This is a genomic window from Sabulicella glaciei, assembly GCF_026183895.1.
GTDB lineage: Bacteria > Pseudomonadota > Alphaproteobacteria > Acetobacterales > Acetobacteraceae > Roseococcus > Roseococcus glaciei.
On sequence record NZ_JAPFQI010000002.1, the window covers coordinates 164,314 to 178,747 of the forward strand.

Consider the following 14,434-nt stretch of genomic DNA (forward strand, 5'->3'; position numbering starts at 1 on the left):
AGTGGATCGAGCCCGGCGCTACTCCGGCCGCACGCCCAGCTGCGGCAGGATGGTGCCGAAGCTCGCGTATTCGTCGCGCACCATGGCCGAGAACTCCTCGCGCGAGCGGAAGCCGGCGACGACGTTGAGCTGCCGCGCCACCTGCCGGAAGGTGTCGGTCTCCATCGCGTTGCGGCACTCGCGCTCCAGCACCTGCAAGGTCGGCTCTGGCGTGCCGCGCGGCGCGTACATGCCCACGAAGGAGAGTTGCACCGCGTCCAGCCCCTGCTCCTGGGCCGTCGGCACGTCCGGGAAGTCGGGGTGGCGGCGGTCGGAGAAGACGCCGATCAGCCGCATCCGGCCCGAGGCGATCTGCCCCGACGCCGAGGCCACCACCACGGCGGAAAAATCCAGCCGCCCGGCCAGGGTCTCGGTCATGGAGGGCGGGTCGCCGCGGAAGGGGATGTGCTCGAAGCTGCCGCCCGCGCTGCGCTGCACGCGCCAGACGCCCAGGAAGGGCAGGGAGTTCGGCCCCGGGCTGCCATAGGAAAGCGGCCGGCGCTTCGCCTCCTCCACGAGGTCCGTCAGCGAGCGGAACGGGCTGTCCTCGCGCACCACCACGCCCAGGATGTTCTCGGCGATGCCGCAGACCGGCGCGAAGCTGTCCGGCCCGATGCCCAGGTTGCGGACCATGTGCGGCTGCACCACCACCGGCGTCATCGGCGTGATGCCGAGGGTGAGCCCGTCCGGCGCCGCCTGCGCCACGACGCGCATGCCGACCGTGCCGGAGCCGCCGTCGCGGTTGATCACGGTGACGGGCTGGCCGAGCACGCGGGTGAAATGCTCGCCCATGGCGCGGCTATAGCCATCGGCGGCGGAGCCGGGCGCATAGGGCAGGACGATCGTCATCGGCCGCTCCGGCCGCCATTCCTGCGCGGCGGCGGGAAGAGCGAGAAAGGGCAGGGCGAGCAGGGCGCGGCGCAGCATGGCGGTCACTCCTCGAGGATCGCCACGGCGCGGGTCCAGCCCGCGCTGCCGCGATGCACCTTCACCGGGAAGCAGGCGACGGTGAAGCCGCTCGAAGGCAGGGCCTCCAGGTTCGACAGCTTCTCCATGTGGCAATAGGCGATGTCGCGCCCGACGCGGTGCCCCTCCCAGATCAAGGAGGCGTCGCCCGTCTCCTTCACGCGCTTCGCGGTGTGGGAGAAGGGGGCATCCCAGCTCCAGCCATCCGTGCCGACGACGCGGATGCCGCGCTCGACCAGGAACAACGTCGCCTCGCGCCCCATGCCGCAGCCGCTGTCGAGGAAATCCTCCTGCCCGTAGCGGGCGCCGGCGGCGGTGTTCACCAGCACGATCTCCAGGGGCTTCAGCACGTGGCCGATGCGTGCCAGCTCCGCCTCCACCTCCTTCGCCGAGACGACGTGACCGTCGGGCAGGTGGCGGAAATCCAGCTTCACGCCGGGCTGGAAGCACCAGTCCAGCGGCACCTCGTCGATGCGCCAGGACGGCTCGCCGCCCGGCACCGTCCTCTCGTTCATGCGGGAGAAGAAGTGGTACGGCGCGTCCAGGTGGGTGCCGTTGTGGGTGGACAGCGTCACCCGCTCCACCGCCGCGTACTCGCCCTCGGGCAGCGCATCCACGGGCACGCCCATGGTCGCGGCCATGCCGGGAGCCGTGGCGTGGTGGCCGATGTACTCGATCTGCGGAAGCATGTGCGGCGGGTCGCTGCGGATGCCGGCGGTCAGCGCCACTGAGATGTCCACGATGCGGCGCGGCATGGCGCGTTCCTTCCCCTTGCGTCGGGCGCGAGGCTACCCACGGCCCCGCGCGGCTGACAACCGGGGCCGGGCTGCCTATCTTGCGGGCGGGAACGGAGGAACCAGCCCATGCTCGACACCACCGCGAAGCTGCCCCTGAAGGATCCGGACCTCCTGCGGCAGTCCAACTGCATCAACGGCGAGTGGGTTCAGGCCGACAGTGGCAAGCGCATTGCCGTCCGCAACCCGGCGACGGGCGAGGTGGTGGGCGAGGTGCCGGCCATGGGCCGCGCCGAGACCGCCCGCGCGATTGCGGCGGCCGAGGCGGCGCTGCCCGCCTGGCGCAAGATGCTCGCGAAGGAGCGCGCGGCGATCCTGCGCAAGCTCCATGACCTGATGCTGGCCAATGCCGACGACCTCGCCGCCATCATGACGGCCGAGCAGGGCAAGCCGCTGGCGGAATCGAAGGGCGAGGTGGCCTACGCCGCCTCCTTCATCGAGTGGTTCGCGGAGGAAGGGAAGCGCGTCTATGGCGATGTGATCCCGCACAACCAGCAGGGCCGCCGCGTCCTGGTGCTGAAGGAGCCGATCGGCGTCTTCGCCGCCATCACGCCCTGGAACTTCCCCGCCGCGATGATTACCCGCAAGGCCGGCCCCGGCTGGGCGGCGGGCTGCACCGGCGTGATCCGCCCGGCCTCGCAGACGCCCTTCTCCGCCCTGGCGCTGGCTGTGCTGGCGGAGCGCGCGGGCATGCCGAAGGGCGTGTGCAACGTCATCACCGGCCCGTCCGGCGAGACGGGGGCGGAACTCACCGGCAACCCGGCGGTGCGCAAGCTGTCCTTCACCGGCTCGACCGAGGTGGGGCGCATCCTGCTGGAGCAATGCGCGCCGACCATCAAGAAGACCTCCATGGAGCTGGGCGGCAACGCGCCCTTCCTGGTCTTCGACGATGCCGACCTCGACGCGGCGGTGCAGGGCGTCATGGCGTCCAAGTACCGCAACACCGGGCAGACCTGCGTCTGCGCCAATCGCATCCTGGTGCAGGAGGGCGTGTACGACGCCTTCGCCGCCAAGCTGAAGGACGCGGTGTCCGCGCTGAAGGTCGGCAACGGCATGGAGCCGGGCGTGACCCAGGGGCCGCTCATCAACCCCGACGCGGTGAAGAAGGTGGAGGAGCACATCGCGGACGCGCTCAAGCGCGGCGCGCTGGTGGTGGCCGGCGGCGAGCGGCACGAGAAGGGAGGCAATTTCTTCCAGCCCACCATCCTCACGAACGTGCCGCAGGACGCGCAGATCTTCCGCGAGGAAACCTTCGGTCCCGTCGCGCCGCTCTTCCGCTTCAAAACGGAGGAGGAGGGCATCAGGCTGGCCAATGACAGCGAGTTCGGACTGGCGGCGTATTTCTACGCGCGCGACGTCGGCCGCATCTTCCGCGTGGCCGAGGGGCTGGAAGCCGGCATCATCGGCATCAACGAAGGCATCATCTCCACCGAGGTGGCGCCCTTTGGCGGTGTGAAGCAGTCGGGCCTCGGCCGCGAGGGCAGCAAGTACGGCATCGACGACTACTTGGAGATCAAGTACCTCGCGCTGGGCGGGATTTGAGCCGTCTTCGCGACAAGGTGATCGCCCACCCGGCGGCACGGCGCGTCTGGCGCCACCTGCCGCCGGGTGCCCAGGCCCGGCTCCGCCCGGTGCTCGGCCTGCCCGAACCTCTCCCCACCCCACCGCCGCCGGACGAGGCCACGTCCCAGCCCCGCGAGGCGGTGGAAACGCTGGAGGCGATGCGCGCGCGCATCCAGGCGCTGCGCGAGGCGCCGCCTGCCGAGGCGCGCGCTCTCTACGACGCGCTGTGCCGCCTCATGCTCGACCCGCCGCCCGAGGTGGCGGAGATGCGCGCCCTCGACCCGTTCTCGCCGGACTACGCGGCGCGCGCCATGGCACTGCTCGCCACGCTGCGCGGCCGCCCCGGCTACGACCCGCACCAGGATGAGCGCCTAGGCCACGGCATGCAGGACCGCGACCTGTGGAGTGGCCTGTCGCCCTGGGATTTCCGCGACCCGGCCTTGGTGGCGGAGTTCCTGGACGCCCACGCCGCCATGCTGCGCGCCCTCCCGCTGCCGCCGCCCGCCACGGTGCTGGAATACGGCGCGGGCACGGGGCAGTTCCTGCTCAGCCTTGCCCGCATGGGGTATCGCTGCCATGCCGTGGACGTGGAGCCGGAATACCTGCGCCTGATCGAGCGCCAGGCCGGGGCGATGGGGCTGTCCGTCCTCTGCGAGCAGGGACTGTTCGGCGAGGGCTTCGGTGATCAGCGCTTCGACGCGATCCTGTTCTTCGAGGCTTTCCACCACGCCGCTGACTTCATGCCCCTGCTGCGCCGCCTGCGCGCCCGGCTCAACCCCGGCGGCCGCCTGATCCTGTGCGGCGAGCCCATCGTCCCCGACGGCATGACCGCCGGCCCCGTGCCCTACCCCTGGGGCCCGCGCCTCGACGGCATCTCCATCGAGGCGATCGAGCGCGGCTGGATGGAGCTGGGCTTCCAAAAGGAGTTCCTGCTGGAAGCCCTGCGCCGCGCCGGCTGGGAGCCGGTCTTCGTCCAGCACCCCGCGACGTTTCGCGCCCACCTGATCCACGCCACACCCCGTGAGGATTTCGCCGATGCCCCAGCATGACTTCGACCTGTTCGTGATCGGCGGGGGCAGCGCGGGGGTGCGGCTCGCGCGCATCGCCGCCGGGCACGGCGCGAAGGTCGCGGTGGCCGAGGAGCGGTTCTGGGGCGGCACCTGCGTCAACGTGGGCTGCGTGCCCAAGAAGATCATGGTCAACGCCGCCGAGTACGGGATGTGGGCGGAGGACGCCGCCGCCTTCGGCTGGAACATCGAGAATCACGGCCATGACTGGGCGCGGCTCGCCGCGGCGCGCGACGCCGAGGTGGCGCGGCTTTCCGGCATCTATGGCCGCATGCTGGCCGGGGCGGGCTGCACCGTCTTCGACGCCCGCGCCACCTTCCTCGACCCGCACACGCTGGATGTGGGCGGGGAGCGCGTCACGGCCTTGCGGATCGTCGTGGCCACGGGCGGCTGGGCGACGCGGCTCGACATCCCCGGCGCGGAGCTGGGCCTGATCAGCGACGACCTGTTCACGCTGAAGGCGTTGCCGAAGCGCGTGGCGGTGATCGGCTCCGGCTATATCGGCCTTGAATTCGCCTGTCTCCTGCGCGGCCTGGGCGCGGAAGTGGAGGTGATCTTCCGCAGCGACCTGCCGCTGCGCGGCTTCGACCGCGACATCCGCGCCTCGGTCATGGAGGCGATGTCTGCCCAGGGCATCACCATGACCTCCGGCACTGCGCCGGTGCGGTTGAGCAAGATGGAGGACTGTACCCTCCTCACCCTTTCCACCGACTTCACGCGTGAGGTGGACGCGGTGTTCTTCTGCACCGGGCGCGATCCCAACACGCGCGGGCTGGGGCTGGAAAAGGCGGGCGTGTCCGTCGCGGAGAACGGCGCCATCCCCGTGGATGCCGAGCACGCGACCAATGTTCCGCACATCTTCGCCGTGGGCGACGTGACGGACCGGCTGAACCTGACCCCCATGGCGACGGCGGTGGGCCATGCCCTGGCCGACACGCTGTTCGGCAAGAACCCGCGCAAGGCCAGCTACGAGAACGTCCCTACGGCCGTCTTCACCTCGCCCCCCATCGCCACGGTCGGGCTGACCGAGGCGGAGGCAGCCGCGCGCGGCCCGACCGACATCTACGTCACCCACTTCACGCCCATGCGCCACACCATCAGCAAGCGCGAGGGGCGCAAGACCTTGATGAAGCTGGTGGTGGACCAGGTGAGCCAGCGCGTCCTTGGCGCCCACATGCTGGGCGAGGATTCGGCGGAGATCATGCAGGGCATCGGCATCGCCGTGGTGATGGGCGCGACCAAGGCGGATTTCGACCGCACCATCGGCATCCATCCCACGGCGGCGGAGGAGTTCGTGACGCTGCGGACCCGCACCCGCGTGGCGGGAGTGGAGGAAACGCCGGCCCATGGCTACGCGGCGGAGTAGGCAAGGGGGACGCGCTGGCCTAATCTCCCGCGATCTTTGAAGCTTCCCAAGGAGTTCGCCTCCCATGGCGCGCGGCTGGAGCCCTTCCTCCTGGCGGCGGATGCCGATCCGCCAGGTGCCCGAATACCCCGACGCTGCGGCCCTCGCCGCCGTGGAGGCCAAGGTCGCGCGATTTCCCCCGCTGGTCTTCGCCGGCGAGTGCGAGCGGCTGAAATCCGGTCTGGCCGACGCCGCGGCGGGCCGCGCCTTCGTGCTGCAAGGCGGCGATTGCGCCGAAAGCTTCGCCGACTTCAACACCAACGCGATCCGCGACACCTTCAAGGTGCTGCTGCAGATGGCGGTGGTGCTGACCTTCGGCGCCGGCACCCCGGTGGTGAAGCTGGGCCGCATGGCCGGACAGTTCGCCAAGCCGCGCTCCTCCGACACGGAGACGGTGGAAGGGGTGACGCTGCCCTCCTATCGCGGCGACATCATCAACGGCGCCGCCTTCACCGCCGAGGCCCGCATTCCGGACCCGTCGCGGATGGAGTTCGCCTACCTCCAATCCGCCGCGACGATGAACCTGCTGCGCGCCTTCGCGACGGGCGGCTTCGCCGATCTGCACCAGGTGCACCGCTGGAACCTGGAATTCGTCAACCGCTCGCCGCTGGCCGACCAATACGAGGGGCTGGCGCGCCGCATCGACGAGACGCTGGGCTTCATGGCCGCCTGCGGCATGAACAGCGACAACGCGCCGCAGATCCGCGAGACCGCCTTCTACACCTCCCACGAATCCCTGCTGCTTCCGTACGAGCAGGCGCTGACGCGGGAAAGCTCGACGCATCTGGGCAAGACCTATGCGTGCTCGGCCCACTTCCTGTGGATCGGCGACCGGACGCGGCAGGCGGAAGGCGCGCATGTCGAGTTCCTGCGCGGCGTCGCCAACCCGATTGGCATGAAGGTCGGGCCGAGCATGGAGGCGCCCGACCTCCTGCGCCTCATCGAGATGCTGAACCCCGCCAACGAGGCGGGGCGGCTGACGCTGATCGCGCGCATGGGCGCGGGCAAGGTGACGGAGAAGCTGTCGCCCCTGGTGCGCGCCGTGAAGGCGGAGGGGCGCGAGGTGGTGTGGCTGTGCGATCCGATGCACGGCAACACCACGACGCAGAACGGCTACAAGACGCGCGACTTCGGCGCGATCATGAACGAGGTGCGCGGTTTCTTCGATGTGATGGCGGAGGCGGGCGCGGTGCCCGGCGGCGTCCATGTCGAGATGACGGGACGCAACGTGACGGAATGCGTCGGCGGCGCCCATGGCCTCACCGCCGCCAATCTGGGCGAGAACTACGCCACTTTCTGCGATCCGCGCCTGAACGCGGAGCAGTCGCTGGAACTCGCCTTCCTGATCGCGGAGGAGTTGAAGGCGCAGCGCGCCCGGCCCGCCAGAAGCGTGCCGCACGCCGCGCAATGAACGAGGCGGAGATCCGGGGGCGGACCGACAGCTACTTCAACCGCACCCGCGAAGTGGTGGAGCGCTTCGGCGATTGCCGCGTCACCTATGCGGTGTTCCTGCGCCGCCCGGTGATCTCCGCGCCTCGCCTCGCGCTCGACTTCGTGCGTGAGGTCTCGGCGCGGCGCGGCGCCGAGGTCGAGATCGACCTGAAATACCCGGAAGGCACCTGGGTCGGCGCGGGCGACCCGATCTTCTACCTTTCGGGCAGCATGGCGCACCTGTCGGACCTGGAGACGCTCTACCTCCAGCGCCTCGGCCCCGCCTGCGTCGCCGCCCACAACGCCTACCAGATGTGCGTGGAACTGCCCGGCGCCGCCTTCCTGGCCATGGAGGCGCGGCACTGCGCCGGCGCCGAGATGCAGGAGATGATGGCCTATGCCGCCAGCGTGGGCAGCGCGGCGGCGCGGCGCGAGGGCGCCAAGGGCTTCGTCGGCAACGCCAACGACGCCACCGCCCACTGGTTCGGCGCCGAGGCCGGGCGCGGCACCATGCCGCATGCCTTGATCGGCTATGCCGGTTCCACGCTGCGCGCGGCGGAGATGTTCCACGAGACCTTCCCGGATTCCGATCTCACCGTGCTGGTGGATTATTTCGGGTTGGAGGTGACGGACGGGCTGGCCGTGTGCCGGCGCTTCCCCGACCTCGCCGAGGCCGGTCGGCTGGCGCTCCGGCTCGACACCCATGGCGGCCGCTTCCTGGAAGGGTTGGACCCGGCGGAAAGCTACGCCGTGCTGGAGCGCCACGCGCCCGGCGCCATCCGCCGCTACCGCTCGGAGACCGAACTTCGCCACCTCGTCGGCACTGGGGTCAGCGCCGCCGCTATTTGGCGCGTCCGCGAGGCGCTGGACGAGGCGGGCTTCCCGCGCGTCCGCATCGTCGCCTCCTCCGGCTTCGGGGTGGGCAAGTGCCGCGTGATGGCGGAATCGCGGGCGCCGGTGGACGTGGTCGGCACCGGCTCCTTCATCCCCGACACCTGGAGCGAGACCTACGCCACCTCGGACATCGTCGAGTATGGCGGGACGCCGCGGGTGAAGCTGGGCCGCGAGTTCCTCCTGCGCAAGAACGGCAAGGCGCGTTCCAGCCCCGCCTGAATCCCCGCGTTGACCCGGCGGGGGCCGGAGCCTAACTCGGGGGGATGAAGCTCCGCATCGCGCTGGCCCAGATGAACCCGCATGAGGGGGAGATCCGCGCCAATGCGGCCCGGATCCGCGCCTTGCGGGCGGAGGCCGCCGCCGAAGGCGCCGACCTCGTGGTGACGCCCGAATTCTCCATCGCCGGCTATCCGCCGGAGGATCTGGTCCTCAAGCCCGCCTTCCGCGCCATGTGCGAGGTGGAGATCGATGCGCTGGCGGCGGAAACGGCGGATGGCGGTCCGGGCCTCGTCGTGGGCGGGCCGTGGGTGGAAGGGGGCAAGCTCCACAACGCCGCCTTTCTGCTAGATGGCGGCCGCGTCGTGGCTCGCCGCGCCAAGCACGAACTTCCGAACTACGGCGTCTTCGACGACAAGCGCGTCTTCGACCCCGGACCGGCCCCCGGCCCGGTGGTGTTTCGCGGCGTGCGCCTCGGCCTGCTGATCTGCGAGGATTGGTGGTTCCCCGCCGTTTCCGAGACCCTGGCGGAAAGCGGCGCGGAGTTGCTGGTTTCGATCAACGGCTCGCCCTTCGAGGTGGGCAAGGCGCAGGGGCGCGTGGATCTGGCCGTGGCGCGGGTGGTGGAGACGGGGCTGCCCTTCGTCTTCCTCAACCAGAATTGCGGCCAGGACGAAGTGGTGTTCGACGGCGCCTCCTTCGTGCTGAACGCCGACCGCTCCCTTGCCCTGCGCGCCCCCGCCTTCCGCGAGGCGCTGATCCTCACAGACTGGGAGCGCGGCGCCGAGGGCTGGCGCTGCCAGCCCGGCGAGATGGCCGCGCCGCTGGAGCGGTCCTCCGAGATCTACCACGCGATGATGCTCGGCCTGCGCGACTACGTGGAAAAGAACCGCTTCCCCGGTGTGGTGCTGGGGCTTTCGGGCGGCATCGATTCCGCGCTTTCGGCCGCCGTGGCGGCGGATGCGCTGGGGCCGGAGCGGGTGCGGGCGGTGATGCTGCCCTCGCCCTACACCAGCGCCGAGAGCCTGGAGGACGCGGCGGAATGCGCGCGGCTGCTGGGCATCCGCTACGAGACGGTGCCGATCGGCGCGGCGATGGAGGCCTTCGCTTCCATGCTGGCCCCGGCCTTCGGCAACCGCCCGCCCGACATCACGGAGGAGAACATCCAATCGCGCATCCGCGGCGTCACGCTCATGGCCATGTCCAACAAGTTCGGCGACATGCTGCTGACCACCGGCAACAAGAGCGAGATGAGCACGGGCTACGCCACCATCTATGGCGACATGTGCGGCGGGTATTCCGTGCTGAAGGATGTCTACAAGACCGACGTCTTCGCCGTGTGCCGCTGGCGCAATGCCCACTTCCCCGATGGGGCCAAGGGCCCGCGCGGCCCCGCCATGCCCGAGCGCGTGATCACCAAGCCGCCCTCGGCCGAGCTGAAGCCCGACCAGACGGACCAGGACACGCTGCCCCCCTATGACGTGCTGGACGACATCCTGCACGCGCTGGTGGAGGAGGAGCGCGGCGTGGACGAGATCGTGGCGCGCGGCCATGACCGGGCCGAGGTGCTGCGCATCTGGCGCATGCTGGACCGCGCGGAATACAAGCGACGCCAGGCGCCGCCCGGCGTGAAGATCGGCCGTCGCGCCGTCGGGCGCGACCGGCGCTACCCCATCACCAACGGCTTCACGGGACTCGTGACGTGACCATCAAGGGTTCCGACATCCTCGGCTCCGGCGGGGAGATCGAGGTGCGCATCATGGACCTTTCCGGCGGCAACGGCGCCGAGCCGGTGGAGGTGGTGCGCGGCTTCTCCTCCCTCGCCCATGCCAACCAGTTCGCGCGGCGGCGCGTGCGCGACAGCGTGGAGTTCTGCCGCGCCCCCGGCATGGACGCGGCGGCCGTGCGGGACGCCTGGTTCTCCTTCGGTGAGGACGCGGTGGTGGAAGGCGGCGGCGAGGGCGGATGGAGCAGCGCGAGCGAACTCGCCGACTTTGCCGCCCATCCCTGCCGCGACGTGGAGCAGCGCAACTGGCGCGTCCTCGACCCCCGGCACCTCGGCGATGACGAGGAAGAGGGCGAGGACGGCGAGGGCGACGGCGACGGGGACGGGGATGGCGGAAGCGGCGATGGGGGAGGCGGCGAATGAAGCTGCGCTTTGCCCCCTCGCCCACCGGGCACCTCCATGTCGGCAATGCGCGCGTGGCGCTGGCCAACTGGCTCGTCGCGCGGCGGCAGGGCGGCGCGTTCCTGCTGCGCCTGGACGACACGGACACGCAGCGCTCCCGCCCCGAATACGCCCAGGCGATCGAGGAGGATCTGCGCTGGCTTGGCCTCGACTGGGACGGGATGTTCCGCCAGTCCGACCGGCTGGACCGCTATGCCGCCGCCGCCGAGACGCTGAAGAAATCTGGCCGCCTCTACCCGTGCTTCGAGACGGAGGAGGAGCTGAACTACAAGCGCGAACAGCAGCGCAAGCAGGGCCGCCCGCCGCTTTATGACCGCGGCGCGCTGAAGATGACGCCGGAGCAGTTCCAGCGGGCGCTGGACAACGGCAAGTCGCCCTATTGGCGCTTCCGCCTTTCGGGCGGCCACGCGTCCTGGCAGGACGGCGTGCTGGGCGAACGCTCGGTGAAGCTCACGGCGATCAGCGACCCGGTGCTGGTGCGCGCCGATGGCTCGCCGCTCTACACCTTCACCTCCGTGGTGGACGACCTGGAGACGGACATCACCCACGTGGTGCGCGGCGAGGACCACGTCACCAACACCGGCGTCCAGCTCGACATCTTCGCCGCGTTGGGCGGCAATTCGGGCAGCATCCGCTTCGCGCACCTGCCGCTGCTCACCGACAGCGATGGCGGGCCGCTCTCCAAGCGCATCGGCTCGCTTTCGCTGCGGCAGCTGCGGCGGGACGGGGTGGAGGCGGCGGCGATCACCGGCTACCTCGCCGCTCTCGGCACCTCGCGCGATCCCTTGCCGGGGCGGCCTGCCGAGCTCGTCGAGGGGTTCTCGCTGAATTCCGTGTCGCATTCCTCGCCGCGCTTCGACCTGCGGCAGATGCTGGCGCTGAACCGCCGCCTCCTCCACGAGATGCCCTTCGAGGCGGCACAGCCCCACCTGCCAGCGGGCGCCGATGCCCCGTTCTGGGAGGCGGTGCGCGGCAATCTCGACCTGCTGCCCGAGGCGAAGCACTGGTGGGAAGTGGTGGCGGGCCGCATCGCCCCGCCGGAGATCGAGGGCGAGGGCGAGTTCCTCCGCGCCGCGCGCGAGTCCCTGCCGGCCGAGCCCTGGGACGAGGCCACCTGGAATGCCTGGACGGACGCGCTGAAGAGCCGGACCGGCCGCAAGGGCAAGGCGCTGTTCCTGCCGCTGCGCCTCGCCCTCACGGGGGAGGATCACGGCCCCGACCTCAAGGCGCTGCTGCCGCTGATCGGGCGGGAGCGCGTGCTGGAGCGCCTGCCGAGGGGCTGACCGCCCCGCCTTTCCGCTGGACGGGGGTGCTTCGGGCGGGCCATGCTGCGCGCATGGTCTGTCGCTGACGCCTCGCGTCCCGCCCCCTTTCGCCGAAAGGGCGGGGCTTGAATTTCCGGCCGCGCCGCCCGATGGACCCCTCCCATGACCGAACTGCACCTGCACAACAGCCTGACCCGCCGGCGCGAGCGCTTCGCGCCGCTCGATCCCGAGCATGTGCGGATGTATGTCTGCGGCCCGACCGTCTACGATCTCGCACATCTGGGCAATGCGCGGCCCGTGGTGGTGTTCGACGTGCTGGCGCGCCTCTTGCGGCGCCTCTACCTGCGCGTGACCTACGCCCGGAACATCACGGACGTGGACGACAAGATCAACGCGCGCTCGCGCGAGAGTGGCGAGCCCATCGCCGCCATCACCGCCCGCACCACCGCCGACTTCCACCGCGACATGGCGGCGCTGGGCACTCTGCCCCCCGACGTGGAACCCACCGCCACCGGCCACATCGCCGAGATGATCGCCCTGGCGGAGCGGCTGATCGCGCGCGGCCACGCCTATGCGGCCGAGGGCCACGTGCTGTTTTCCGTCGGCTCGTTTGCGGAATACGGGCGGCTTTCCGGCCGTTCGCCCGACGAGCTGATCGCGGGGGCGCGGGTGGATGTCGCCCCCTACAAGCGCGACCCCGGCGACTTCGTGCTGTGGAAGCCCGCCGAGCCGGATACGCCCGGCTGGGACTCGCCCTGGGGCCGCGGCCGGCCGGGCTGGCACATCGAGTGCTCGGCCATGGCGTGGAAGCACCTGGGCGAGGAATTCGACATTCACGGCGGTGGGCACGACCTGCTTTTCCCGCACCACGAGAACGAGGTGGCGCAGAGCCGGTGCGCCTTCGGCACGCCCTTGATGGCGCACACCTGGATGCACAACGGCATGCTCCTCGTGAACGGGGAGAAGATGTCCAAGTCGCTGGGCAACTTCCTCACCGTGCAGGACGTGCTGGCGAAGGGCGAATGGGCCGGCGAGGCGTTCCGCTACCTCCTGCTGCGCACCCATTACCGCGCCGACCTGGACTACACCGAATCCGGCCTGGACGAGGCCAAGGCCGAGCTGGACGACCACTACGCCATGCTGTCCCGCGCCACGGCGGCCGAGGCCGATGCGGCCCTGGTGGAATGGGTGCTGGAGCCGCTGCGGGACGATCTCAACACGCCGCTGGCGCTCGCGCGGCTGCGCGACCTGCGGACGCTGGAGAATTCGGCCACGGTGGGCGGGTCCGCCGCTTCCGTCCTTGGGCGCATCGGGCGCGGCGCCGCCCCGGCCCCGGGCGTTGCCGCCGCCTCCTTCCGCGAGGCGGCGGCCGTGCTCGGCGTGGCGGGAGGCGATCCGTCCGCCTGGCTGCGCGGCGGGGCGGATGCGGCGTCGGTGGAAGCGGCCATCGCCGCGCGCCTCGCCGCCCGCAAGGCGCGCGACTTCGCCGAGGCGGACCGCATTCGCGACGAGCTGAAGTCGCAGGGCATCGTGCTGGAGGACGGGCCGGGCGGGACCACCTGGCGGCGCGCATGAGGGACGAGGACGGCGCGGCGCCGCTGGAGCCGCCGCCCGGCGAATCCCCCATCGTCGTGCTGGTCCGGCCGCAGCTGGCGGAGAATATCGGCGCCACGGCACGGGCCATGGCCAATGGCGGGCTGTTCCACCTGCGGCTCGTCGCCCCGCGCGAGGGCTGGCCCCCCGAGGGCTCGCGGGATTCGCGCGCCTGGGCGACGGCAAGCGGGGCCGGGCGCATCCTGGATGCGGCGAAGGTCTTCCCTGACCTGGATTCGGCCCTCGCGGATTGCCACCGCGTCTTCGGTACCTGCCCGCGCCCACGCCACGTCGTCACCCCCGTGCTGACCGCCCGCGGGGCGGCGGCGGAGCTGCGCGAATTCGGCGCGCGCGACCTCCGCCACGCCATCCTGTTCGGGCCGGAGCGGGCGGGGCTGGAGGCGGAGGACCTGGCGCGCTGCGATGCGCTGGTCCGCTATCCGCTGAACCCGGAATTCTCCTCGCTGAACCTGGCCCAGGCGGTGATGGTGCTGGCCTATGAGTGGTGGACGGCCGCCGACGCCACCCCGCCGCGCATCCTCCAGACCCACAAGACCGAGGTGGCGACCAAGGGCGAGGTCGAGAATCTGATGGAGCACCTGCTGGCGGAACTAGATGCCTGCGGCTTCCTCCGCAACGAGGCGAAGCGCCCCGGCATGGTGCGCAACCTGCGTCACTGGTTCATGCGCGGCGAGATCACCGAGCAGGAGGTCCGCACCCTGCACGGCGTGGTGGCCGAGCTGTCGCGTGGCCGGATGCGGCGCGGAAGGCCGGACTAGAGCTTCTTCGCCAGCTTCCGCGCCAGCACGTAGCCCAGTATCCCGCCCACGGGCGCGCCGGGCAGGACCAGCAGCCAGCCGATATGGGCGCCCTGCACCACCAGCCCCATGCCGATTCCGAGCATGAGCCCGCCCACCAGGCTGCCGGTGACGCCGGCGGTGAGGCCGAGGACCAGGATCTCTTCGCGCGTGACCATGTGCGACAAAGGAAGGCGGAAGCCGCGGTTTGACAAG

The 14,434-nt window shown here is 70.8% G+C and carries 13 protein-coding genes; 10 read left to right on the top strand and 3 right to left on the bottom strand.

What is annotated here, in order from left to right:
• Positions 1-18: 18 nt before the first annotated feature.
• Both OF850_RS06030 and OF850_RS06035 read right to left on the bottom strand, forming a co-directional pair.
• A complete protein-coding gene (locus OF850_RS06030; RefSeq protein ID WP_301589026.1) occupies positions 19-966 on the bottom strand; it encodes a tripartite tricarboxylate transporter substrate binding protein in 948 nt (315 codons plus the stop codon).
• Positions 967-971: 5 nt separating this feature from the next.
• Complete coding sequence (locus OF850_RS06035) at positions 972-1,760, bottom strand: cyclase family protein (protein WP_301589027.1); 789 nt, start codon at positions 1,758-1,760, stop codon at positions 972-974.
• A gap of 108 nt (positions 1,761-1,868) precedes the next feature.
• Between OF850_RS06035 and OF850_RS06040 the strand changes: the two genes are divergently transcribed.
• The 10 genes from OF850_RS06040 (at position 1,869) to OF850_RS06085 (ending at position 14,200) form a co-directional block, all read left to right on the top strand.
• The gene (locus OF850_RS06040; protein WP_301589029.1) at positions 1,869-3,341 is read left to right on the top strand and encodes an NAD-dependent succinate-semialdehyde dehydrogenase; all 1,473 of its coding nucleotides are present in this window, start codon (positions 1,869-1,871) and stop codon (positions 3,339-3,341) included.
• Positions 3,338-4,411 carry a class I SAM-dependent methyltransferase gene (locus OF850_RS06045; protein ID WP_301589031.1) on the top strand — a complete coding sequence of 358 codons (1,074 nt, stop codon included), beginning with the start codon at positions 3,338-3,340 and terminating at the stop codon, positions 4,409-4,411. The genes OF850_RS06040 and OF850_RS06045 overlap by 4 nt, the downstream gene beginning before the upstream one ends.
• Complete coding sequence (gene gorA / locus OF850_RS06050; RefSeq protein WP_301589032.1) at positions 4,398-5,795, top strand: glutathione-disulfide reductase; 1,398 nt, start codon at positions 4,398-4,400, stop codon at positions 5,793-5,795. The genes OF850_RS06045 and gorA overlap by 14 nt, the downstream gene beginning before the upstream one ends.
• Before the next feature lie 64 nt (positions 5,796-5,859).
• Positions 5,860-7,245 (top strand): class II 3-deoxy-7-phosphoheptulonate synthase, encoded by a 1,386-nt coding sequence (locus tag OF850_RS06055; RefSeq protein WP_301589034.1) that lies wholly within the window; start codon positions 5,860-5,862, stop codon positions 7,243-7,245.
• Complete coding sequence (locus OF850_RS06060) at positions 7,242-8,378, top strand: beta/alpha barrel domain-containing protein (RefSeq protein ID WP_301589035.1); 1,137 nt, start codon at positions 7,242-7,244, stop codon at positions 8,376-8,378. The genes OF850_RS06055 and OF850_RS06060 overlap by 4 nt, the downstream gene beginning before the upstream one ends.
• A gap of 44 nt (positions 8,379-8,422) precedes the next feature.
• Positions 8,423-10,081, top strand: coding sequence for an NAD+ synthase (locus tag OF850_RS06065; RefSeq protein WP_301589036.1), 1,659 nt, complete (start codon positions 8,423-8,425; stop codon positions 10,079-10,081).
• On the top strand, positions 10,078-10,524 hold the full coding sequence (locus tag OF850_RS06070; RefSeq protein ID WP_301589037.1) for a hypothetical protein: 447 nt from the start codon (positions 10,078-10,080) through the stop codon (positions 10,522-10,524). The genes OF850_RS06065 and OF850_RS06070 overlap by 4 nt, the downstream gene beginning before the upstream one ends.
• The gene (gene gltX, locus OF850_RS06075; RefSeq protein WP_301589038.1) at positions 10,521-11,846 is read left to right on the top strand and encodes a glutamate--tRNA ligase; all 1,326 of its coding nucleotides are present in this window, start codon (positions 10,521-10,523) and stop codon (positions 11,844-11,846) included. Before OF850_RS06070 ends, gltX begins: the two co-directional genes overlap by 4 nt.
• 144 nt (positions 11,847-11,990) lie before the next feature.
• Complete coding sequence (cysS, locus tag OF850_RS06080; protein ID WP_301589039.1) at positions 11,991-13,403, top strand: cysteine--tRNA ligase; 1,413 nt, start codon at positions 11,991-11,993, stop codon at positions 13,401-13,403.
• Complete coding sequence (locus OF850_RS06085; RefSeq protein ID WP_301589040.1) at positions 13,400-14,200, top strand: RNA methyltransferase; 801 nt, start codon at positions 13,400-13,402, stop codon at positions 14,198-14,200. The genes cysS and OF850_RS06085 overlap by 4 nt, the downstream gene beginning before the upstream one ends.
• On the opposite strand, the gene OF850_RS06090 is transcribed toward OF850_RS06085, so the two are convergent.
• Positions 14,197-14,433, bottom strand: coding sequence for a hypothetical protein (locus OF850_RS06090; RefSeq protein WP_301589041.1), 237 nt, complete (start codon positions 14,431-14,433; stop codon positions 14,197-14,199). The genes OF850_RS06085 and OF850_RS06090 overlap by 4 nt on opposite strands.
• Position 14,434 lies beyond the last annotated feature (1 nt).

Coding starts and splice junctions, on each gene's coding strand:
- OF850_RS06060 (WP_301589035.1), top strand. CDS start 7,242: ATGAACGAGGCGGAGATCCGGGGGCGGACCGACAGCTACTTCAACCGC.
- cysS (WP_301589039.1), top strand. CDS start 11,991: ATGACCGAACTGCACCTGCACAACAGCCTGACCCGCCGGCGCGAGCGC.
- OF850_RS06055 (WP_301589034.1), top strand. CDS start 5,860: ATGGCGCGCGGCTGGAGCCCTTCCTCCTGGCGGCGGATGCCGATCCGC.
- OF850_RS06030 (WP_301589026.1), bottom strand. CDS start 966: ATGCTGCGCCGCGCCCTGCTCGCCCTGCCCTTTCTCGCTCTTCCCGCC.
- OF850_RS06040 (WP_301589029.1), top strand. CDS start 1,869: ATGCTCGACACCACCGCGAAGCTGCCCCTGAAGGATCCGGACCTCCTG.
- OF850_RS06085 (WP_301589040.1), top strand. CDS start 13,400: ATGAGGGACGAGGACGGCGCGGCGCCGCTGGAGCCGCCGCCCGGCGAA.
- gltX (WP_301589038.1), top strand. CDS start 10,521: ATGAAGCTGCGCTTTGCCCCCTCGCCCACCGGGCACCTCCATGTCGGC.
- OF850_RS06035 (WP_301589027.1), bottom strand. CDS start 1,760: ATGCCGCGCCGCATCGTGGACATCTCAGTGGCGCTGACCGCCGGCATC.
- gorA (WP_301589032.1), top strand. CDS start 4,398: ATGCCCCAGCATGACTTCGACCTGTTCGTGATCGGCGGGGGCAGCGCG.
- OF850_RS06065 (WP_301589036.1), top strand. CDS start 8,423: ATGAAGCTCCGCATCGCGCTGGCCCAGATGAACCCGCATGAGGGGGAG.